20 protein-coding genes and 2 tRNA genes are annotated in these 21,629 nt (G+C 53.9%); 10 read left to right on the forward strand and 12 right to left on the reverse strand.

Annotated elements, in window-relative coordinates; genetic code table 11:
- Window positions 1–570: 570 nt before the first annotated feature.
- The gene (locus tag B4056_RS15225; protein WP_039384649.1) at window positions 571–1,218 is read right to left on the reverse strand and encodes a YchE family NAAT transporter; all 648 of its coding nucleotides are present in this window, start codon (window positions 1,216–1,218) and stop codon (window positions 571–573) included.
- 386 nt (window positions 1,219–1,604) lie between these two features.
- On the opposite strand from B4056_RS15225, the gene adhE reads away from it, so the two are divergent.
- On the forward strand, window positions 1,605–4,283 hold the full coding sequence (gene adhE, locus B4056_RS15230) for a bifunctional acetaldehyde-CoA/alcohol dehydrogenase (protein WP_288655196.1): 2,679 nt from the start codon (window positions 1,605–1,607) through the stop codon (window positions 4,281–4,283).
- A 51-nt stretch (window positions 4,284–4,334) separates the two neighbouring features.
- Here the strand turns inward: adhE and tdk are convergent, their stop codons facing one another.
- Window positions 4,335–4,955 (reverse strand): thymidine kinase, encoded by a 621-nt coding sequence (gene tdk / locus B4056_RS15235; protein WP_039384655.1) that lies wholly within the window; start codon window positions 4,953–4,955, stop codon window positions 4,335–4,337.
- Between the two features lie 373 nt (window positions 4,956–5,328).
- On the opposite strand from tdk, the gene hns reads away from it, so the two are divergent.
- Window positions 5,329–5,736, forward strand: coding sequence for a histone-like nucleoid-structuring protein H-NS (gene hns, locus B4056_RS15240; RefSeq protein WP_039384658.1), 408 nt, complete (start codon window positions 5,329–5,331; stop codon window positions 5,734–5,736).
- Between the two features lie 95 nt (window positions 5,737–5,831).
- Here hns and B4056_RS15245 read toward each other — a convergent pair whose 3' ends face one another.
- From B4056_RS15245 to rssA, 5 genes are all read right to left on the reverse strand, one after another.
- On the reverse strand, window positions 5,832–6,839 hold the full coding sequence (locus B4056_RS15245) for an NAD-dependent epimerase (RefSeq protein WP_094110954.1): 1,008 nt from the start codon (window positions 6,837–6,839) through the stop codon (window positions 5,832–5,834).
- A 14-nt stretch (window positions 6,840–6,853) separates the two neighbouring features.
- Window positions 6,854–8,194: a UDP-glucose dehydrogenase family protein gene (locus tag B4056_RS15250; RefSeq protein WP_039384663.1), complete on the reverse strand. Its 1,341-nt coding sequence runs from the start codon at window positions 8,192–8,194 to the stop codon at window positions 6,854–6,856.
- 23 nt (window positions 8,195–8,217) lie between these two features.
- A complete protein-coding gene (gene galU, locus B4056_RS15255) occupies window positions 8,218–9,126 on the reverse strand; it encodes a UTP--glucose-1-phosphate uridylyltransferase GalU (protein WP_039384664.1) in 909 nt (302 codons plus the stop codon).
- A 193-nt stretch (window positions 9,127–9,319) separates the two neighbouring features.
- Window positions 9,320–10,336 carry a two-component system response regulator RssB gene (rssB, locus tag B4056_RS15260; RefSeq protein WP_071668865.1) on the reverse strand — a complete coding sequence of 339 codons (1,017 nt, stop codon included), beginning with the start codon at window positions 10,334–10,336 and terminating at the stop codon, window positions 9,320–9,322.
- Between the two features lie 101 nt (window positions 10,337–10,437).
- Window positions 10,438–11,337 (reverse strand): patatin-like phospholipase RssA, encoded by a 900-nt coding sequence (gene rssA, locus B4056_RS15265; RefSeq protein ID WP_039384669.1) that lies wholly within the window; start codon window positions 11,335–11,337, stop codon window positions 10,438–10,440.
- Between the two features lie 96 nt (window positions 11,338–11,433).
- Between rssA and B4056_RS15270 the strand changes: the two genes are divergently transcribed.
- From B4056_RS15270 to xthA, 5 genes are all read left to right on the forward strand, one after another.
- Entirely contained in the window at window positions 11,434–11,889 is a 456-nt protein-coding gene (locus B4056_RS15270; protein ID WP_288655201.1) for a YchJ family protein, read from the forward strand.
- 56 nt (window positions 11,890–11,945) lie between these two features.
- On the forward strand, window positions 11,946–12,794 hold the full coding sequence (purU, locus tag B4056_RS15275) for a formyltetrahydrofolate deformylase (protein WP_039384674.1): 849 nt from the start codon (window positions 11,946–11,948) through the stop codon (window positions 12,792–12,794).
- Between the two features lie 157 nt (window positions 12,795–12,951).
- Window positions 12,952–13,036, forward strand: a tRNA-Tyr gene (locus tag B4056_RS15280).
- 43 nt (window positions 13,037–13,079) lie between these two features.
- A tRNA-Tyr gene (locus B4056_RS15285) sits at window positions 13,080–13,164 on the forward strand.
- A 145-nt stretch (window positions 13,165–13,309) separates the two neighbouring features.
- A complete protein-coding gene (gene xthA / locus B4056_RS15290) occupies window positions 13,310–14,116 on the forward strand; it encodes an exodeoxyribonuclease III (protein ID WP_094111096.1) in 807 nt (268 codons plus the stop codon).
- A gap of 33 nt (window positions 14,117–14,149) precedes the next feature.
- Here xthA and B4056_RS15295 read toward each other — a convergent pair whose 3' ends face one another.
- The 3 genes from B4056_RS15295 to B4056_RS15305 form a co-directional block, all read right to left on the reverse strand.
- Window positions 14,150–14,449, reverse strand: a complete 300-nt coding sequence (locus B4056_RS15295; RefSeq protein ID WP_094111095.1) for a YnjH family protein — start codon at window positions 14,447–14,449, stop codon at window positions 14,150–14,152.
- On the reverse strand, window positions 14,446–16,365 hold the full coding sequence (locus B4056_RS15300) for a DNA topoisomerase III (protein WP_113655167.1): 1,920 nt from the start codon (window positions 16,363–16,365) through the stop codon (window positions 14,446–14,448). The genes B4056_RS15295 and B4056_RS15300 overlap by 4 nt, the downstream gene beginning before the upstream one ends.
- 146 nt (window positions 16,366–16,511) lie before the next feature.
- A complete protein-coding gene (locus tag B4056_RS15305) occupies window positions 16,512–17,063 on the reverse strand; it encodes an NAD(P)H nitroreductase (RefSeq protein ID WP_039384682.1) in 552 nt (183 codons plus the stop codon).
- A gap of 171 nt (window positions 17,064–17,234) precedes the next feature.
- Here B4056_RS15305 and sppA point away from each other — a divergent pair, with 171 nt between their 5' ends.
- The 3 genes from sppA to pncA all read left to right on the forward strand — a co-directional run bounded on the left by sppA (window position 17,235) and on the right by pncA (window position 20,813).
- Entirely contained in the window at window positions 17,235–19,091 is a 1,857-nt protein-coding gene (sppA, locus tag B4056_RS15310) for a signal peptide peptidase SppA (protein ID WP_108569370.1), read from the forward strand.
- Window positions 19,092–19,175: 84 nt separating this feature from the next.
- Window positions 19,176–20,189 (forward strand): asparaginase, encoded by a 1,014-nt coding sequence (gene ansA / locus B4056_RS15315; RefSeq protein ID WP_039384688.1) that lies wholly within the window; start codon window positions 19,176–19,178, stop codon window positions 20,187–20,189.
- Between the two features lie 15 nt (window positions 20,190–20,204).
- Window positions 20,205–20,813, forward strand: coding sequence for a bifunctional nicotinamidase/pyrazinamidase (gene pncA / locus B4056_RS15320; protein ID WP_288655206.1), 609 nt, complete (start codon window positions 20,205–20,207; stop codon window positions 20,811–20,813).
- Between the two features lie 30 nt (window positions 20,814–20,843).
- On the opposite strand, the gene B4056_RS15325 is transcribed toward pncA, so the two are convergent.
- Together B4056_RS15325 and msrB are read right to left on the reverse strand one after the other, a co-directional pair.
- Entirely contained in the window at window positions 20,844–21,125 is a 282-nt protein-coding gene (locus tag B4056_RS15325) for a YeaC family protein (protein WP_094111093.1), read from the reverse strand.
- Window position 21,126: 1 nt separating this feature from the next.
- Window positions 21,127–21,537, reverse strand: a complete 411-nt coding sequence (gene msrB / locus B4056_RS15330; protein WP_094111092.1) for a peptide-methionine (R)-S-oxide reductase MsrB — start codon at window positions 21,535–21,537, stop codon at window positions 21,127–21,129.
- Between the last annotated feature and the right edge of the window lie 92 nt (window positions 21,538–21,629).

The raw sequence follows: 21,629 nt of genomic DNA on the forward strand, positions 1-21,629 counted from the left end.
ATACGCGTTGCCGGTATAACTACGCCCGCGTGCTAATAAGCAAAAATCGTACACATCTGCTGAGAGAGCGATAAAAATCCTGAGAGTGCCAGAAATTATCAGAAGCTATCCCGTTGCGCCAAAGCCAATGCAGAAAAATGTTAGCTATTTCTCTTTTATCATGTCCGGGATAACGTTGAAAGCGTTAATTATTTCCGCTAAATATCAGTTAAAGCATTGATAAATATTATTATTTAAGCAATTCTGGCGATTATGCGCGCACTTATTTTATGCAAAACTCATTCTGCGCAAATCTATTGAGTTTTTACTTCAAAGCGGAATATTCAGCGACTACTTTACAAGAGAGGCACAGCTAATCACTTTCAGCGCGGATTTAGCAGCAGGTAAATCTGTGACAATAATCACATTAATAAGCGGATATTAAGCAGGGATGGCTGACTGAGTAGTAAAAGTGATAAAAGCGAGCCTGAAAGTAGCCCGATAACTAATTTCACCAAAAAGGTGCATCTGTACGTCGCGATGCACCCTTTTGGTTCATGAAGATGTTTTTCAGCAAAAAACAGGTCAGGTCTAATTCAGTAATCCTGGAAAGATTGCTTTTATGCCGGTGACGACAAATTCAATCCCTAACGCCATTAATAACAACCCCATAATACGGGTAATGACGTTAATTCCGGTCTGACCCAATATCCGTACCATTAACGGCGCCGCTCTGAACAGTAACCAGCAGCAAAAGGCGAAAACCGCAATCGCCAGCGTAAAACCCAGCAAATTAAGCCAGCTGTGATAGCGCGAACTCCAGACGATAGTGGAACTGATAGCCCCCGGCCCTGCCATGAGCGGCAGCGCCAGCGGGACAACACCGATGCTTTCACGAATAGCCGTTTCTGATTTTTCCTGCTTGTTTTGCTTATCCTCACCCAGCTTGCCGCTAATCATCGACATCGCAATGGTCACAACCAGTATGCCGCCTGCGATTCGGAAAGAGTCGATTGAGATACCAAACAGATGCAGGATCCCATCGCCAAGAAACAGCGAGGTCCAGAGAATAATCGCGACCGCAAGGTTGGCTGTAAGATTGGTTTTGTTGCGTTCAGCCACCGCCTGATAGCGGGTCATGCTGATAAAAACCGGAATGATGCCTACCGGATTCACCAGCGCAAACAGGCCGACAAAAAATTTTATATAGCCGGAAAGATCGAGTAGCACGGGGGTCACAACAGGCTCCTGAAAAAGTCAAAAAAACGCGCTTAATGTAGTGCATATGTCTGCTGAAAAACAGCGTATATGGCAGAAATATCTGCTATATGTCCGCCACAGAGATGGCATAAAAATCTGGCTGTTTTCATGTATGCCTGCAGAACAGCAGCGTCTAAAAAACGGCGCCTTTAGTCGTAAACGATCTGGCTGACCGCTCACCGCTGCAGCCTCTCTTGATCTGCATCATGATTACGTCTCTCCACCAGCGCTACGCTGGGTGCAGTAAATCATTCACGTCAGACCTTTTTACTAAACAGACGGGCCTGCCCTGTCAAACCTTAGCTGATTTCTTTCTCTGCGCTGGCCTGTTTATTAAAAAAGTTTAACTTCCTCAGGAGAGTATTATGGCCGTAACCAATGTTGCCGAACTCAATGCACTGGTTGAACGTGTAAAACGCGCGCAGCGCGAGTTTGCCAGTTTTAGCCAGGAGCAGGTTGATGCAATTTTTCGCGCCGCGGCGCTGGCGGCAGCTGACGCCCGCATTCCGCTGGCTAAGATGGCGGTAGCGGAATCGGGCATGGGTATTGTTGAAGATAAAGTGATCAAAAATCATTTCGCTTCAGAATATATCTACAACGCGTACAAAGATGAAAAAACCTGTGGCGTGCTGGCAAGCGATGATACCTTTGGCACCATTACCATTGCCGAACCCATTGGCCTCATCTGCGGTATCGTCCCTACCACCAACCCTACCTCCACGGCTATTTTCAAGGCGCTTATCAGCCTGAAAACCCGCAACGGCATTATTTTTTCTCCTCATCCGCGCGCAAAAAATGCCACCAATAAAGCAGCCGATATCGTGCTGCAGGCGGCTATTGCTGCGGGCGCTCCCAAAGATATCATCGGCTGGATCGATGCGCCTTCGGTCGAGCTTTCCAGTCAGCTCATGCATCATCCGGATATCAACCTGATTCTGGCGACCGGCGGCCCGGGCATGGTTAAAGCGGCCTATAGCTCAGGTAAACCGGCGATTGGCGTTGGCGCGGGCAATACGCCGGTGGTGATTGATGAAACGGCTGACATCAAACGCGCGGTCGCTTCCATTTTAATGTCTAAAACGTTCGATAACGGCGTGATCTGTGCCTCTGAGCAATCGGTCATTATCGTTGATGCCGTCTATGACGCGGTCCGCGAACGGTTTGCCAGCCACGGCGGCTATCTGCTGCAGGGCCATGAGCTGAGCGCGGTTCAGAATATCCTGCTGAAAAACGGCGCACTGAACGCGGCAATTGTGGGCCAGCCCGCCTGCAATATTGCTGCGCTTGCCGGCATTAGTGTCCCGCCGGGCACCAAAATTTTAATTGGCGAGGTGTCAGCCGTTGATGAATCGGAGCCTTTTGCACATGAAAAGCTCTCGCCGACGCTGGCGATGTATCGGGCAAAAGATTATGCGGACGCGGTAGCAAAAGCAGAGAAGCTGGTCGCGATGGGCGGCATTGGTCACACATCCTGTCTCTACACCGATCAGGATAACGAGGCCGGGCGGATCCACTATTTTGGCGACAAAATGAAAACGGCCCGCATCCTGATCAACACCCCGGCTTCACAGGGCGGCATTGGCGATCTTTACAACTTCAAACTTGCCCCTTCCCTGACGCTGGGCTGCGGCTCCTGGGGGGGCAACTCTATCTCTGAAAACGTGGGCCCTAAACACTTGATCAATAAGAAAACTGTGGCTAAGCGAGCAGAAAATATGTTGTGGCATAAGTTACCGAAGTCTATCTACTTCCGCCGCGGCTCTCTTCCGATTGCGCTGGAAGAGGTTGCTGCTGAGGGAGCGAAACGCGCGTTTATCGTTACCGATCGCTTTCTGTTTAATAACGGCTATGCCGAGCGCGTTACGCGGGTGCTGAAATCACAGGGTATTGAAACCGAAATATTCTTTGAAGTGGAAGCCGATCCGACCCTGAGTATTGTGCGTAAGGGTGCAGAGCAGATGCACAGTTTCCGGCCCGACGTGATTATCGCCCTGGGCGGTGGTTCACCGATGGACGCAGCGAAAATCATGTGGGTCATGTATGAGCATCCGGAAACGCATTTTGAAGAGCTGGCGCTGCGCTTTATGGATATCCGTAAACGTATCTACAAATTCCCGAAAATGGGCGTGAAAGCGCGCATGGTCGCGATCGCTACCACGTCAGGCACCGGCTCAGAAGTCACCCCCTTTGCCGTTGTCACCGATGACGCCACCGGGCAAAAATATCCGCTGGCGGACTACGCCCTAACGCCGGATATGGCGATTGTCGATGCCGACCTGGTGATGGATATGCCGCGCTCGCTCTGCGCCTTTGGCGGTCTTGATGCGGTGACGCATGCGCTGGAGGCGTACGTTTCGGTGCTTGCCAGTGAGTACTCAGACGGACAGGCACTGCAGGCGCTGAAGCTGCTTAAAGAGAACCTGCCCGCCAGCTATCGCGATGGCGCGAAAAATCCGGTTGCACGTGAACGCGTACACAACGCGGCGACAATCGCCGGCATTGCCTTTGCCAACGCTTTCCTCGGGGTGTGCCACTCTATGGCCCATAAACTTGGCTCAGAGTTTCATATCCCGCACGGGCTGGCAAACGCGCTGCTTATCGGTAACGTCATCCGCTATAACGCCAATGATAACCCGACGAAACAGACGGCGTTCAGCCAGTATGACCGGCCGCAGGCACGGCGCCGCTATGGGGAAATTGCTGACCATCTCGGCCTGACTCAGCCCGGGGATCGCACGGCGCAGAAAATCGAAAAACTGCTGGCGTGGCTGGATGAAATAAAAACGCAGCTCGGTATTCCCTCTTCTATTCGGGAAGCAGGCGTGCAGGAGGCGGATTTCCTGGCGAAAGTAGATAAGCTGGCTGAAGACGCTTTTGACGATCAGTGCACCGGCGCCAATCCGCGCTATCCATTAATTGCTGAGCTGAAACAGATTATGCTGGATACGTTCTACGGACGTGATTATTCAGAAACGGACATACCCTCTGCAGAAATCTGCGAGCTGCAGTCCGCTGCCCGTGAAAAAAAAGTAAAGAAAGCGTAGTCCGCTGAAAATAAAAAACCCGCCGCGGCGGGTTTTTTTATGGCTGGCTGATTAAACCGGTGGCGGATTAGCGCCATATATGGCCTCACGCGTACCCAGATTAATCGCCTGCTTGTAATGTTTCCGGCATACGGATATATAGCGCTCATTACCGCCAATTACGACCTGCTCACCTTCGCTGAACGGTCTGCCCTCCCCGTCAAGGCGCAGCACCATGCTCGCCTTACGGCCGCAGTGGCAAATTGTTTTAAGCTCGACCAGTTTATCGGCCCAGGCAAGAAGATACTGGCTGCCGGTGAACAGCTCACCGCGGAAGTCAGTACGCAGACCGTAGCAGAGAACCGGAATATCAAGATTGTCCGCCACGTCAGAGAGCGCATAAACCTGCTCACGCGTCAGAAACTGACTTTCGTCAACCAGCACGCAGTGTACGGGCTGGCGCGCATGTTCTTCCGCAATGGCTTCGGCCAGTTCTGTTTTATCATTATACAGACAGGCAGGCGAAGAGAGCCCGATTCGTGAGCTGACCACGCCGGCACCAAATCTATCGTCTATCTCTGCGGTATAGACCAGGGTGCGCATGCCGCGCTCCTGATAGTTATAGGAAGATTGCAGCAGCGCGGTGGATTTACCCGCATTCATCGCCGAGTAATAGAAATAGAGTTGAGCCACTTACCAGTCTCTCCGGGGATACTAAATTCAGAAGGCGGCAGTTTAACACAAATGTATTGCCGCATAGCACCTCACAAACGACAGGTTTACCGCAGCAGAAAGCCACGCTGCTGGATGCTGAAAATCAATGCCGGCACGCTGCGGTTAAATCACTAATAGCGGTTAATTTAATCTCAGCCAAATGGAATAGCCGGCACGCAACGAGACATATCGCGGATAATTTATGCAGCACAGCGATTGATAATTAACTCTGCTGACATAACTAAAAAAATAAATAAATGTCCTCACTCAGGTTTCACTATTGCAGTTATATATTCCCGCCACTATTATGGAACAGCTTAACCACTCCTTTTTATATTCTGAGATAAGAACAATGAGCGAAGCACTTAAAATCCTTAATAATATCCGTACATTGCGTGCTCAGGCTCGCGAATGCTCTCTGGAAACCCTGGAAGAGATGCTTGAAAAACTTGACGTAGTGGTTAATGAGCGTCGTGAAGAAGAGAGTCATGCTCAGGCTGAAAATGCTGAACGCAGCCGCAAACTGGAGCAGTATCGCGAAATGCTGCTGGCTGACGGCATCGATCCTAATGAACTGCTGAACGCATTATCAGAAAACAAAACGGTGACCAAAGCGCGTCGCGCTGCCCGTCCCGCCAAGTACAGCTATGTAGATGAAAACGGTGAAAGCCGCACCTGGACCGGTCAGGGCCGCACGCCTGCCGTAATTAAAAAAGCGATTGAAGAAGATGGTAAACAGCTGGACGATTTCCTGCTGTAATCCGCGCGCTTCGTTTTAACTGTCTGCACTTTTACTGCAATATTCGTTTCGCCAGGTAAAAAAAAGGAAGCCTGCGGCTTCCTTTTTTTATGCGCTTATTTCTGATAAAAGTCGCGATACCAGTCGACAAACTGCTGTACGCCCTGCTCAACGCTGGTCTGCGGCCGGAAATTGATGGCGTCATAGAGAGGCTGCGTATCTGCGCTGGTGCCCAGTACATCGCCGGGCTGCATCGGCAGCATGTTCTTCACTGCCTCAATGCCCAAAGCTTTCTCCAGCGACTCTATATAGGCCATCAGGCGCGTTGGCTGACTGTTACCAATGTTATATACCCGATAAGGCGCAGAGCTGCTGGCGGGGGAGCCGTGCTCCACGCTCCATGCGCTGTCAGGTTGTGGTACCACCGCCTGCAGGCGAACAATCGCCTCAGCGATATCATCGATATAGGTAAAGTCGCGCGTCATCTCACCGCGGTTATAAACGTCGATCGCCTCGCCTGCCAGCATTGCACGGGTAAATTTAAACAGCGCCATATCGGGCCGGCCCCATGGGCCATACACGGTAAAGAAACGCAGTCCGGTTGTCGGCAGCTGATAAAGGTGCGAATAAGTATGCGACATCAGTTCGTTGGCTTTTTTCGTCGCCGCATAGAGGGAAACCGGGTGATCAACGCTGTCATCGGTGGAGAACGGCATTTTGCGGTTCAGCCCATAAACTGAGCTTGAAGATGCATAAAGAAGGTGGCCAATCTTATGGTGACGGCAGCCTTCCAGAATATTCAGATGGCCGGTGAGGTTAGCATCTGCATAAGCGTGCGGGTTATCGATTGAGTAACGCACACCCGCCTGCGCGGCGAGATGGATAACGCGCTCAAACGCGTGCTGTTCAAACAGAGAGGAAATGGCCTGGCGATCGGCCAGGTCCATTTTAATAAAAGTAAATGCGGGATGCGGTGAAATCTGATCGAGGCGAGCCTGTTTCAGGCTGACATCATAATAGTCATTCAGGTTGTCGATACCAACAACCTGGTGACCGGCAGCGAGCAAACGCTGGCTTACGTGAAAACCGATAAATCCTGCTGCGCCGGTAACCAGAAAATTCATACATCCCTCATTTATTACGCAATTTGAATAGACGCTCCGCGGCCGATTGCATAATAAACGAAACCGCGTTTGCTGATACGCTCTGGATCATACAGGTTACGACCATCAAAAATCACGGGTTGTTTTAACGCATTTTTAATTACGTCAAAATCAGGCGCCCGGAAATTCTGCCATTCGGTACAGATAACCAGACCATCAGCGCCCTGCAGTGCCGCTTCTTTAGTCCCTGTGAGTTTCAGATCGTCACGGTGACCATAGATGCGCTGCGCTTCTTCCATCGCTTCCGGATCGTAAGCCTGAACCGTAGCACCCGCTTCCCATAACGCTTCCATCAGCACACGGCTGGAGGCTTCACGCATATCGTCGGTGTTGGGTTTAAACGCCAGGCCCCACAGCGCAAACGTCTTGCCGCGCAGATCGTCACCAAAATGGCGCTTGATAAAGGCAGGCAGTTTGTTTTTCTGCGCGTCATTGACCTCTTCCACCGCCTGCAGCAGGCGCGGTTTATAGCCAATAGACTCTGCTGTACGGATCAGCGCCTGCACATCTTTCGGGAAGCAGGAACCGCCGTAGCCGCAGCCCGGATAGATGAAGTGATAGCCGATACGGGGATCAGAACCGATACCCTGACGGACTTTCTCCACGTCAGCGCCCAGCAGCTCAGCGAGATTAGAGATCTCGTTCATAAAGCTGATTTTGGTCGCCAGCATGCAGTTTGCCGCATATTTTGTCAGCTCTGCACTGCGGATATCCATCAGGATCATGCGATCGTGGTTACGGTTGAACGGCTCATAGAGCTCGCGCAGCAGTTCCACCACATCATCATTGTCAGTACCGACAACGATACGCTCTGGTCGCATGCAGTCGTTAACGGCCGCACCCTCTTTGAGGAATTCCGGGTTGGAAACCACATCGAAAGAAACGCTGGCGCCACGCTGTTTCAGCGTCTCCTGCATCACATTGCGTACGCGGTCGGCTGTGCCGACTGGCACAGTTGATTTATCGATAACGACTTTGTGATCGTTCATATGTTCTGCAATCGTGCGCGCAACCGCGGTCACATATTTCAGATCGGCAGAACCATCTTCGTCAGGCGGTGTGCCAACAGCAATAAACTGCATCACCCCGTGATTAACGCCCTCTTTGGCGTCAGTACTGAATTTCAGGCGGCCCGACTCATAATTGGACATCACCAACGGCGTCAGACCCGGTTCAAAAATCGGGATAACACCCTTTTTCAGGTTTTCGACTTTGTTCGCGTCGACATCAATGCAGAGAACGTCATGTCCGACTTCGGCCAACACCGCAGCCTGAACCAGACCGACATAGCCGATACCAAATACAGTGACTTTCATTAAATTATCCTGTGCTTAATGAATTACTTTTTATTGCCTACCGCGTTGTCCAGCCACTGTGCAAAATCTTTGCCCAGCACCGGGTGACGTACGCCGTACTCAACAAAAGCCTGCATGTAACCCAGCTTGTTACCACAGTCGTGGCTGACGCCAGTCAGGTGATAAGCTTCTACAGTCTCTTTTTCCATCAGCATAGCGATAGAGTCGGTCAGCTGAACTTCGCCGCCTGCACCCGGAGGGGTTTTAGCCAGCAGAGGCCAGATATCAGCAGAAAGAACATAACGACCTACTACCGCGAGGTTTGAAGGCGCTTCATTCGCTTTTGGCTTCTCAACAACGCCCACCATCGGTGCACTCTGGCCCGCGCTCAGCTCGGCGCCTTTGCAGTCAACCACACCGTATGCGGTTACGTCTGCTACTGGCTCAACCATGATCTGGCTGTGACCGGTTTCTTCAAAACGCGCCAGCATCTCTGCCAGGTTGTCTTTGGTCGGGTTTGACTCATATTCGTCGATGATAACGTCTGGCAGAATGACTGCTACCGGCTCATCGCCTACCAGCGGATGTGCACACATGACCGCATGGCCCAGACCTTTAGCGATACCCTGACGCACCTGCATAATGGTGACGTGTGGCGGACAGATAGACTGGATTTCATCCAGCAGCTGACGCTTAACACGCTTCTCCAGCATGGCTTCCAGTTCGAAGCTGGTATCAAAGTGGTTTTCGATTGAGTTTTTAGAAGAGTGCGTAACCAGCACAATTTCGTTAATGCCCGCAGCAATACACTCATTTACGACATACTGGATCAACGGCTTATCGACCAGCGGTAACATCTCTTTTGGAATAGCTTTGGTCGCTGGCAGCATACGCGTACCTAAACCTGCAACCGGGATTACCGCTTTTTTTACTTTTGACTTATAGGCAGACATCAAATACCTCTCTTAATAGGCCGCTCAAGTTAATACTTGATATGTCGGTTTAAAAAACGAAATGAGTATATCAGTTAGTATCAGGCGGAATTATCCTGGATAAAGTTAATCCATGGAATTTAAGACTTTTACCCAAGTGTAAAGGATAGGTCTGGCGCTGTCGCTTAACTGATTTAACCCGCTGTTTAACTGCTTATTCTTCACCCGATAACATCAGACGGAGCCTGCCGCCGGCACCCCAGACGTGGCACTGCCAGGCACCGGTATGCTGAGAAATCTGATTAAGATGGGTCCCCCCCATCGTACCCAGCGGTACACCGCTGTTTAACTGCAGCTGCTGCGTTTCCAGGTGCAGCGTGGCATTAAGCCCTGCTGAAACCAGAATTAATTTACGCAGTTCGCGATGATAATATCCCACCAGAAGCGGGAACTGCCCGGTAAGGTTTGCCTGGCGCAGCAGCATATTCACCTGACGCAGCAGACCGTTGAGTTCCGGCAGCCGATGATGCTGTCCGGACAGCTGCTCCTGCAGTAAACCGTTGAATAGCGCCCGCAGCAGCAGCGCGGCCAGCACGCCGTTGTCGCCCGCCCGGGTAACATCGAGACAGTAAAAGGCGAGATCTTTATCGGAGAGCGCAGCGATATCCAGAACCAGCCCTGGCTGTTCCGCCATGGTGAGCTGTCGGTAGTTGATGCGGCAGTGCGCAATGGTTTGCTGCACCGGCGGCTGCAGCTGCTTCAGCAGCTTTGCCGCGGCGATCGGATCGCGGGCCAGCGCATCCCAGTCCTGAAACAGCTGCTCATCCTCCTCCACTTTCGAGGTGAACATTGAGGGATAAAGACACTCAAAAACAGCCTCGCGGAAGCGTTCGATATTTTTCAGGGGTTTCAGTAATACATCCTGCACGCCAAGCCGCAGCACGTGCGCGATATCAGCCATATTCTGGGTAGCAGATATGACCAGTACAGGCACCGTATTCCCCTGACTGCGCAGATGCTCAACAAACGCAATACCGCCCATCCGGGGCATTTCCAGATCGCAAATCACCAGATCGGCGCTGTGCGACGACAGAATGTCGAGGCCTTCCAGCCCATCGCCGGCCTGCAGGGCGGTTGCCCCCAGACTGGTCAGTACATTTTCCAGCAATGAACGGAAAACGACCTCATCTTCGACAATGAGTATCTTTTTGCCGAGTAGTGGTTTTTCCATTCTCTCCCCCTGCGTACCAGATATTGCAATAGTGGTTCATAAAATGCAGTTGCGCCTTTAATTATTGTCATCAGCGACAACCCCCCTGAATGAACAACTGACTATCTGCTACGGACCAGTGGTAATAGTTCATCCATTTTTTTCTCTACGGCCGCCTTACCGGCAGCCATCGCCTCTTCAGCACGATGAAAATCCAGCGTTGAAATCTGCGGACAAAACGGCTGAATCAGCACATCCGGCGGATCGCCCGCCATACGGTTACGTTTCAGGCGGTTTTCCAGCACCTGAATTGAGGTCGACATGATCTCCATTGCGCCAGGTGACTGCGCCGCGCGCTGGCGGGAAAATCCCATCAGACGCTGACGTAATTTTTTACCCCACGAGAGCGCCTCTGCCGCGTCATCGCCGTTTTCCGGCGTTACCGACAGCAGATCCTGCTGCATCAGATGCGCATCATGCTGAAGATCGACCGCAATAACAATGTCGGCGCCAAGTGCGCGCGTCAGGGAGATGGGCACCGGGTTTACCACCGCGCCATCCACCAGCCAGTATCCATTGTAGCCAACAGGTGGTAATAAGCCTGGCATACTACAGGAAGCGCGCACGGCCTGATGCAGATCGCCTTCAGTCAGCCAGAGCTCACGGCCGGTACTCAGGTTGGTGGCAACCACGCCAAACGGTTTCAGGCCGCCGTCAATCTGGTCATGCGGGATCAGCTGGCGAATATGACTGAAAACGCGATCGCCGCGTAACAGTCCCCCGCGCTGCCAGGAGAGATCCATCAGGCGTATAACATCCCAGTAGCGAAACGCGCTGACCCACTTCTCCATCTTTGCCAGGTGACCATTGGTGTAGGCGGCACCAACCAGCGCGCCGACTGAGCAGCCCGCTACCACATCAATTTCAATACCGGCACGCTCCAGCGCATTGATGACGCCGATATGCGCCCAGCCCTTCGCGGCGCCCGATCCCAGAGCCAGTCCAATCTTGACCTTTCTCATCTTACCTCGTGATGCTGCTGGTACGTAGCATCATGCCACGCAGTCGGCTACCATAGCGCACGCCTATGATAACGTTAACCACTCTCAGGAGATGATGTGTCCGAAAAGTGCCCCTGCTGCAGCGGGAAGCAGTATAGCGTATGTTGTCAGCCCTTTTTAAACGGCGAGGCCATCCCGCTAAGTGCTGAACAGCTGATGCGATCTCGCTATACGGCCTACGCCACGTGTAATGCAGTTTATCTGACAGAAACCTGGCACGCCAGCCAGCGCAGCGTCGATCTGACGGCGCGTTTATCTGAAAGTTTTGCCGGTACAACGTGGCTCGGACTAAATGTAACCTGTTGTAATCATGGCATCCATGAGAACGAAGCCTTTGTGACCTTTTTTGCGCGCTACCGCGAAAAAGAGCGCGAGTCAGCGATCGCTGAACGTTCACGCTTTCTTCGGGAGGAGGGTCGCTGGTACTATGTGGATGGAACAGCGCCAGCAATCGGGCGTAACGATCGCTGCCCCTGCGGCTCTGGCAAAAAATACAAAAAATGTTGTGGCTGATATCCGCTTCGCCGCAATGGTAATACCCTTATCGCTTTGACAGGACCTTGACTGAGATGCAAGCGCAAACACTGCAACGAAAAGTTTTACGGACCATTTGCCCTGATGCTAAAGGTCTGATCGCCAAGATCACCAACATTTGCTACAAGCATGAACTCAACATTGTGCAAAACAATGAGTTTGTCGATCACCGCACCGGCCGCTTTTTTATGCGCACCGAGCTGGAAGGCATTTTTAACGACAATACGCTGCTGGCCGATCTGGATAGCGCTCTGCCGACCGGTTCGGTGCGTGAGCTGCACACTGCCGGTCGCCGCCGCGTCGTTATTCTGGTCACAAAAGAGGCGCACTGCCTGGGTGACCTGCTGATGAAAAGCGCGTTTGGCGGTCTGGATATGGAGATCGCTGCGGTGATCGGCAATCACGATACGCTGCGCTCGCTGGTAGAACGTTTTGATATTCCTTTTGTGCTGGTCAGCCATGAAGGCAAAACGCGCGAAGAGCATGACAACCGCATGGCGGAAGAGATCGATCGCTATCAGCCTGATTACGTGGTGCTGGCAAAATATATGCGCGTGCTGACGCCTGCTTTTGTGCAGCGCTACCCTAACCAGATCATCAATATTCACCACTCGTTCCTGCCAGCTTTTATTGGCGCGCGTCCTTATCATCAGGCGTATGAACGCGGCGTTAAAATCATTGGCGCAACGGCGCATTACGTCAATGACAACCTGGACGAAGGTCCAATCATTATGCAGGATGTCATTAACGTGGATCACAGCTATACCGCTGAAGAGATGATGCGCGCCGGACGCGATGTGGAAAAAAACGTGCTGAGTCGCGCGCTCTATAAAGTGCTCGGCCAGCGCGTGTTTGTTTATGGCAACCGCACGATTATTCTTTAAGCGCGGCGTTTTGGCGCCAGGGCGCTGAATTGTCTAACTCTTCAGCGCTACGCGTAAAAAACGGGCAAACAGGTTTTATTTTTACATCCGGTGCTTTACAGGCGGAACGCATTTGATATGATGCGCCCCGCCTTCAGGCACAAAGATTCAGGCAAGTGGCGGGATTCCCGAGCGGCCAAAGGGAGCAGACTGTAAATCTGCCGTCATCGACTTCGAAGGTTCGAATCCTTCTCCCGCCACCATCTGAATCACTCTGCAGTGCCTGAATCTGAGCTTTATATCCCAGGCGGGATTCCCGAGCGGCCAAAGGGAGCAGACTGTAAATCTGCCGTCATCGACTTCGAAGGTTCGAATCCTTCTCCCGCTACCATCTCCTGTTCCGTTCGCTACATCCTGAAAAAACTCAGTTTGCTCTTCCCCTCTGATACTGTGCTGCCTGCTCTGCTTCGGGCATGACTTTTTGCCAAAAAGCCGTTACCATCGCGCCGCATACAGGTTATTAAAATGGCAGCGATATGAAATTTGTTTCATTCAACATCAACGGGTTGCGCGCCCGCCCTCATCAGCTGGCCGCGCTGGTGGAACAGCATCAGCCTGAGGTTATCGGCCTGCAGGAAACCAAGGTTCACGATGAGATGTTCCCACTGGAAGAGGTCAGCCAGCTCGGCTACCACGTCTTCTATCATGGGCAAAAAGGTCACTACGGCGTCGCGCTACTTACCAAAAACGCACCGGTACGGGTCATGCGCGGTTTTCCGGGCGATGACGCTGACGCCCAGCGACGCCTGATTATGGCGGAGATACCGAGCCCGGCAGGTAACATCACCGTTATCAACGGCTATTTCCCGCAGGGTGAAAGCCGCGACCACCCGCTTAAATTCCCGGCTAAAGAGAAATTCTACCGCGATCTGCAGAGCTATCTGATGGAGCACGCTGCCGCTGACAAGCCGGTGCTGATCATGGGCGACATGAATATCAGCGCCACTGACCTGGATATCGGGATTGGTGAGGAGAGCCGCAAGCGCTGGCTGCGTACCGGAAAATGCTCGTTTCTGCCGGAAGAGCGTGAGTGGATGGATCGGCTGCTGAAGTGGGGTCTTACCGATACCTGGCGCGCCAGAAACCCGACGACAAACGATCGCTTTTCCTGGTTCGACTACCGCTCGCGCGGATTTGATGACAACCGCGGACTGCGCATCGATCTGCTGCTGGCCAGTCAGCCGCTGGCCGCGCGCTGCGTCGATGCCGGTATCGATTACGCCATTCGCGGCATGGAAAAACCTTCTGACCATGCTCCCGTCTGGGCGACATTCGATCTGTAAACGTCAGGCGTGGCGCCGGCGCGCCACGCTTAACTATTTAATGATTTTCCACAGCAGCGGATTGGTCCCCAGCACCTTTTCATCCCGCGAGCACTGCAGCAGTACCCCTTCGGCCTTAACCACTGCGCCTTCTGAATAGCTGCGGTTTTCATAAATGCAGCACTGAAGGCAGCTGTTTTGCTGACGATTCTGGCCCTGCGTCCAGACTTCCGCCGGCATATCCACCACCACATCCGTATTACCCGTCCGCCCCGGCTCCGGCATCCGGTTTGCCAGCGCCGTAGTGCTGCAGACCAGCAGCGCCAGCGCCACTCCTGTTGTATACCCGCTCATTGCGTCTCCTTTGGCTTTCGCCGCTGTTTTTTGGCTTTCGCGCGCGCTGGCGAAGCGGCGGCCAGCCCTTTGAACGCCTGCAAAGAAGGTCGCTGCCGCGCCTCGCCAATCAGCGTGGTCAGCGTTGACACCAGCGGCTGCATAAACTCATCATAGCGGCAGCTTTTTTCGCTAATGCGCGTCAGGGTTGACTCCCACTGCGCCGTCATATCCGGCCGCGCCGCCATTTCCGGCAGCGCATGGATCAGGGCTCTGCCCGCCTCCGTTGAGTGGATATAGCGCCCTTTTTTAACCAGGAAGGTGCGGCGAAACAGCAGTTCAATAATGCCGGCCCGCGTCGCCTCCGTTCCTAAACCATCGGTCGCACGCAGCACTTTCTTTAATTCTTTATCCTGCACAAAGCGCGCAATGCCGGTCATGGCGGATAACAGCGTGGCATCAGTAAACGGCCGCGGCGGCTGGGTCTGCTTCTCCAGCAGTTCACCGCGCTCGCACAGCAGGGTATCGCCTTTAGCGACGACCGGCAGCGGCGTGCCGTCATTCTCTTCGTCACGCTCTTTATTCCCGAGCAGCGCGCGCCACCCCGCTTCCGCCAGAAACCGCGCTTTTGCAACAAACCGGCCACCACCGATCCCCAGATCGATAACGCATTTGCGGAACTGCGCATCCGGGCAGAACTGCATCAGATATTGCCGGGCAATCAGCGCATAGATCCGGGCCTCATTGTCGCTGAGTGCGACTTTGCCGGTACGCGCGGTGGGAATGATAGCGTGATGCGCATCGACCTTTTTATCGTCCCAGCAGCGGTTTTTCTGTTCCGTATTGAAGTCAGCAGGTGGCGTGAGATCGGGCTGATGCACAGCGATCGCTTTCAGCACCGCATGACGACCGGCGTAGTGCTCATCAGGGAGATAGCGGCTATCCGAACGCGGATAAGTAATAAGCTTATGCGTCTCATAGAGGCGCTGACAGCAGTCCAGCACGCTCTGCGCGCTCAGCCCGTAACGCTTTGCGGCTTCAATCTGCAGGCTGGAGAGCGAAAACGGCAGCGGTGCGGTTTCCGATTCACGCCTGTCGTTATAGCCGGTCACCTGTGCGGGCTGTCCCTGAATACGCGCCAGCACATGCTCTGCCAGCGGCCGGTGCAGGACGCGCCCCTCTTCATCCTGCCAGGGCTCACAGGCGTCGCTTGGCACCCAACTGGCAACGAAGCGCTCCTCTTTTGGCGTGACGACATGCGCTTTCACTTCGAAATAGTCTTTGGGCACAAAGTGCTCAATCTCTTCATCCCGCCGCACGACCAGCCCGAGCACCGGCGTCTGCACGCGTCCCACCGACAGAACGCCATCATAGCCGGCGTTACGCCCCAGCAGGGTCCAGGCGCGCGTCATATTAATGCCATACAGCCAGTCAGCGCGTGAACGCGCCAGCGCTGAGACGCAAAGCGGGATGAATTCGCGGTTTTCGCGCAGCCGGCTCACCGCACGCTCAACGGCCGCCGGATTAAGATCGTTGATCAGGCAGCGCTGCACCCGCTGGCGCTTTCCGGCCGGCAGCTGCAGATAGTCCAGCACCTCATCCACCAGCAGCTGACCTTCGCGATCCGGATCGCCGGCGTGCACAATTTCGCTGGCCTGCTGCAGTAAGCCTTCTATGGCTTTCAGCTGTTTCGCTACCGAGGGGCGCGGCTGCAGACGCCACTTTTCAGGAATAATAGGCAGATCGGCCAGGTTCCAGCGGGCATAGCGGCTGTCGTAGCTATCAGGCTGCGCCTGCTCCAGCAAATGCCCGACGCACCAGGTCACCACCTGATCGTTGCCGCAGGCGATATAGCCCTCTCCGCGGCGATGCGGCTTTGGCAAAACATCTGCGATGGCGCGCGCCAGGCTCGGTTTTTCAGCAATAAATAGACGCATGGAAGGCGCAAATCCTTTCTTTTAGCTTTAACGAAAACAGTGAAACGATGGTAGCCTGGCGGTCTGCTGGAGGTAAGCTTTCTCTGCACGGATGCGGCGCTTTTGCGCACGACGCCTGCAATTCTGCCAGATTGCAGGCGAGAGAATCAAAACCAGGAGACAAACTCTGTGGTATCCGGTGCGACAACCGTGGTGCTGGCTTTAAGCTGCGGCGTGCCGAGATAGAGAAAGCCCACAATGGCATCTTTTTCTTTGCAGTTGAACGCCGCCCGCACGTGAGGATGGTCGGTCCAGGGGCCACTGCGCCAGATGCCGTTATACCCCTGAGCCAGCGCGGCCATCTGCATCGCCATAACGGCACAGCCCGCAGAGACAACCTGCTCCCACTGCGGCACTTTTTCAGAGGGCTTGTAGTCTGCAATTACCGTTATCACCATGGGCGCACGAAACGGCGCCGCCGCCGCTTTCGCGATGGCTTTTTCATCCAGCGCGCTCTCGCGGGCGGCCTGCTCCAGCACGCGGCTTAGCCGGTCCCGTCCCTCATTCTCCGCAATAACGAAACGCCACGGGCGCAGCGTACCGTGGTCGGGTGCCCGCATACCGGCATGCAGAATATTTTGCAGCACCTCACCTGCCGGAGCGGGTTCAGTCAGTCGCGAAGCTGAGCGGCGATTGGTTAATAACTCCAGTGCATCCATAAGGGTTCTCCTGTGCCTTTTGATGATGTGCTAATCCTGGCACAGCGCGATCTTTTGTAACAGTCTGGTGCGAATTCCTGCTGACTTTTCAGCCTCTGCTCTTTAGGATGATGCCGATATCGGGGTCCGCACGCCTGCTGACGGCCCTGGCTACGTGAATATGGAGAGTTTATGCGCACATTGTGGCGAATGATTACCGGTCTGTTCCGCTGGAGCTGGCGGGTTCTGAATTTTATCCGGGAATTTATCCTTAACCTGTTTCTGATTGTCCTGATCCTGGCCGGTGTCGGCATCTGGCTGCAGCTGTCGAGCGCCGGCAACAGTGAACCAGTCCAGCAGGGAGCATTAAAAGTTGATCTTAGCGGTATGCTGGTGGATAAACCTTCAGTGAGTAACCGTCTGAGCCGCATCAGCCGTCAGCTGCTGGGCGCGAACAGCGATCGCCTGCAGGAAAACTCCTTGTTTGATGTGGTTGATGCGATTCGTCAGGCTAAAACTGACAGCAATATCACCGGTATCGTGCTGGATCTGCGCGATTTTGCCGGTGGCGATCAGCCCTCTCTGCAGTATGTCGGTAAAGCGCTGCGGGAGTTTCGCGACAGCGGTAAACCGGTTTATGCGCTGGGTGACAGCTACAGTCAGGCGCAGTATTACCTGGCCAGCTTCGCGAATAAAATCTGGCTCTCCCCTCAGGGTACGGTTGACCTGCACGGCTTTGCGACCAACGGCCTCTATTACAAAACGCTGCTGGAAAAGCTGAAGGTCTCTTCCCACGTTTTCCGCGTAGGCACCTATAAGTCAGCCGTTGAACCGTTCCTGCGCGACAATATGTCACCGGATGCACGCGATGCGGACAGCCGCTGGATCACTCAGCTATGGCAAAATTATCTCAATACGGTGTCGGCCAACCGTCAGATTACGCCAGAGCAGCTCTTTCCCGGTGCGGCAGGCGTGATCAGCGGACTGGAGGCGGTACAGGGTGACACCGCTAAATATGCGCTGAATAACAAACTGGTGGATACGCTGAGCTCACGCGCGGCGGCTGACCAGGCGCTGGCGAAAACCTTTGGCTGGGACAAAGCGAATAATGACTACCGCTATGTCAGCATCTATGACTACCGTCTGAAACAGCCAGCGCAGCAAAAAGGCAACATCGCGGTGATCCTCGCCAGCGGTGCGATCATGGATGGAGAAGAGAGCGCAGGCAATGTCGGCGGTGATACGACGGCCGCACAGATCCGTGAAGCACGCCTCGATCCCGCCATTAAAGCTATCGTGCTGCGGGTAAACAGCCCGGGCGGCAGCGTCACCGCATCGGAAGCGATTCGTGAAGAGCTGGCCGCCGCGCATGAAGCCGGTAAGCCGGTGGTGGTCTCCATGGGAGGCATGGCCGCATCGGGAGGTTACTGGATTTCAACGCCGGCAGATTACATCATCGCCGCGCCTTCTACGCTGACCGGTTCAATTGGCATTTTTGGCGTGATTAATACGGTCGAAAACAGCCTGGACGCAATCGGTGTACATACGGATGGCGTAGCCACCTCACCGCTCGCTGATGTGGCTACCACCAAAACGCTGCCTGCAGAGGTACAGCAGCTGATGCAGCTGACGATTGAGAATGGCTATCGCAATTTCATCGGTCTGGTCGCTGCGTCGCGCCATAAGACACCTGAGCAGATTGATGCGATTGCACAGGGCCATGTCTGGACCGGCAGCGATGCCAAAGGCAATGGTCTGGTTGACGCGCTGGGTGATTTTGATGACGCCGTGGCGAAAGCTGCCTCGCTGGCCAGCGTGAAACAGCCTGCGCTGAACTGGTATCAGGATGAACCCGGTATGCTTGATCTGCTGCTTAATCAGATGAACGCCTCGGCGCAGGCGGTACTGCCCGACGCGCTGAAAATCTGGCTGCCCGCACCGGTGCAGGATGTTGTCAGCGCCATGCAGTCGCAGCCGGGCCTGCTCGGTAAGCTTAACGATCCGCAAAATCGTTACGCCTTTTGTCTGAATTGCGGCAGCGTTCGCTAATTTTACAGCCCGGCCGCTGGTCGGGCTGCTTTTCCCTGTCAATCCCCTTATACTGCGCGTTTTACGGCAAGTCTGAGTACACTCATGCAAAAGAAAAATATCTATGTAGCCTACACGGGCGGTACTATCGGGATGCAGCGCTCTGCGCAGGGCTATGTACCGGTATCAGGCCACCTTCAGCAGCAGCTGGCCAATATGCCTGAGTTTCACCGGCCGGAGATGCCGGATTTTACGATTCATGAATACGCCCCGCTTATCGACTCCTCTGATATGACGCCGCAGGACTGGCAGGCAATCGCAGATGATATCCGCCAGAATTATGACGCCTATGACGGTTTTGTTATTCTGCATGGAACCGATACCATGGCTTTCACCGCATCGGCTCTCTCCTTCATGCTGGAAAATCTGGCAAAACCGGTCATCGTCACCGGATCGCAGATCCCGCTGGCGGAACTGCGCTCTGACGGTCAGCAAAATCTGCTGAACTCCCTCTACGTGGCGGCTAACTATCCGATCAATGAAGTGGCACTGTTTTTCAATAACACCCTGTTCCGCGGCAACCGTACCACCAAAGCGCACGCCGACGGCTTTAACGCCTTCGCCTCGCCAAATCTGTCGCCGCTGCTGGAAGCGGGTATCCATATCCGCCGTCTGAACACCTCTCCCGCGCCACAGCAGACGGGCGAGCTGGTAGTTCATCCCATTACCCCGCAGCCTATTGGCGTGGTCACCATTTATCCGGGTATCTCTGCAGACGTGGTGCGCAACTTCCTGCGCCAGCCGGTTAAGGCGCTGATTCTGCGCTCTTATGGCGTGGGCAATGCGCCGCAAAATGCGGAGTTCCTGCATGAGCTGCAGCAGGCGAGCGAGCGCGGAATTATCGTGGTTAACCTGACGCAGTGCATGTCCGGCAAAGTAAATATGGGCGGCTATGCCACCGGCAATGCGCTGGAGCATGCTGGCGTGATCAGCGGTTTTGATCTCACCGTTGAGGCTACGTTGACAAAACTGCACTATTTATTGAGTCAGGACCTTAGCCCCGATGAAATTCGTGCCAGAATGCAGCAGAACTTACGTGGCGAACTGACTGAAGACTGAACGGAGCAAAATGATATGAAGCGGGCATTGGTAATTATCGATATCCAGAATGATTTTTGCCCCGGCGGTCCGATGGCCGTGCGCGAAGGCGATCAGACTGTGGCGGTAGCGAATCGCTATGCGCGTGAGTTTCGCCAGCGCGGCGAATGTGTTGTGGCCCTGCAGGACTGGCATCCGGCAAATCATGGCAGCTTTGCCTCAGTGTCCGGTGAGCCTGTCTACACGCTGGGTGAGCTTAACGGGCTGGCGCAAATCTGGTGGCCGGACCACGGTATCGAAAACAGCCCGGGTGCAGATTTTCATCCCGACCTCGATCGCTCCCTGATTGACGCCGTATTTCACAAAGGTGGAGACGTTGATGTCGACAGTTACAGCGCCTTTTTCGATAACGGACACCTGCGCAAAACTGAACTGGATAACTGGCTGCGCGAACGCGATATCACGCATCTGGTTATGCTGGGGATTGCGACTGACTACTGTGTGAAATATAGCGTGCTGGATGCGCTGGAGCTCGGGTATCACGTTCAGGTCGTTAAAGAGGGCTGCCGCGGCGTGAATCTCAATCCGGAAGACAGTGACATTGCGCTGGCGCAAATGCAGGCGCAGGGTGCGGAAATAATCTGAAAAACAGGCTGGACATTCCAGCCTGTTTTCTTAGTGCAGATTGATGCGCGTGACATCCGGCTCGATGCCAAACTCTTCTTTCAGCTGCTTTTTAGATTTCGTCACAATATCTCCCCCTTTGGCAATGCTCATATGCTGAGGTGAGTCGTTATGACGCGCCTGCCACAGCATGACCAGCTGCAGACAGTGCTCGCGCTGCTCCTGCGTTAATGCAACACCATCAGGCCATTTACCCGTCTCAACGGCGGTTGCCAGACGTGCATAGATCTCAGGCGTCATCGCTTCCAGCATCGCATTCAGTTCCTGATTCATTCTATCCCTCCTGCTGTTTGCCCTGTTCGTCAGTAAAGCTCAGCGAGGCGGAGTTAACGCAATAGCGCTCACCGGTAGGCTGCGGGCCATCCGGAAAAACATGCCCCAGATGCGCGTCACAGCTGCCGCAGCGGATCTCAACCCGGTGCATGCCGTGCGAGTCATCTTCCAGGTAGCGTATCGCCTCATCGCTGACCGGCTGGTAGAAACTGGGCCAGCCACAGCCTGAATCATATTTGCTTTCTGACAGAAACAGCGGTGCCTGACAGACCAGACAGTGATAAATGCCCTCCTGCTTGTTGTGCAACAGCGCGCCGGTAAAGGGTGGTTCGGTACCCCGATGCTGCGTGACGTAGCGCTGCATTTCCGACAGCTGGCCGATTTTTGCTTCAGATGCGGTATCTTTTGCCATTTTTGCTTCCAGAGTATCTTTCTGTAGAAATCAGCTACTATTCTAACAAACGGACAACATTGCCCGACGTTTTTTTGTGCGAACTTTTCTGC

This window comes from Pantoea sp. UBA7232, from assembly GCF_002473195.1.
Lineage (GTDB): Bacteria > Pseudomonadota > Gammaproteobacteria > Enterobacterales > Enterobacteriaceae > Pantoea > Pantoea eucrina.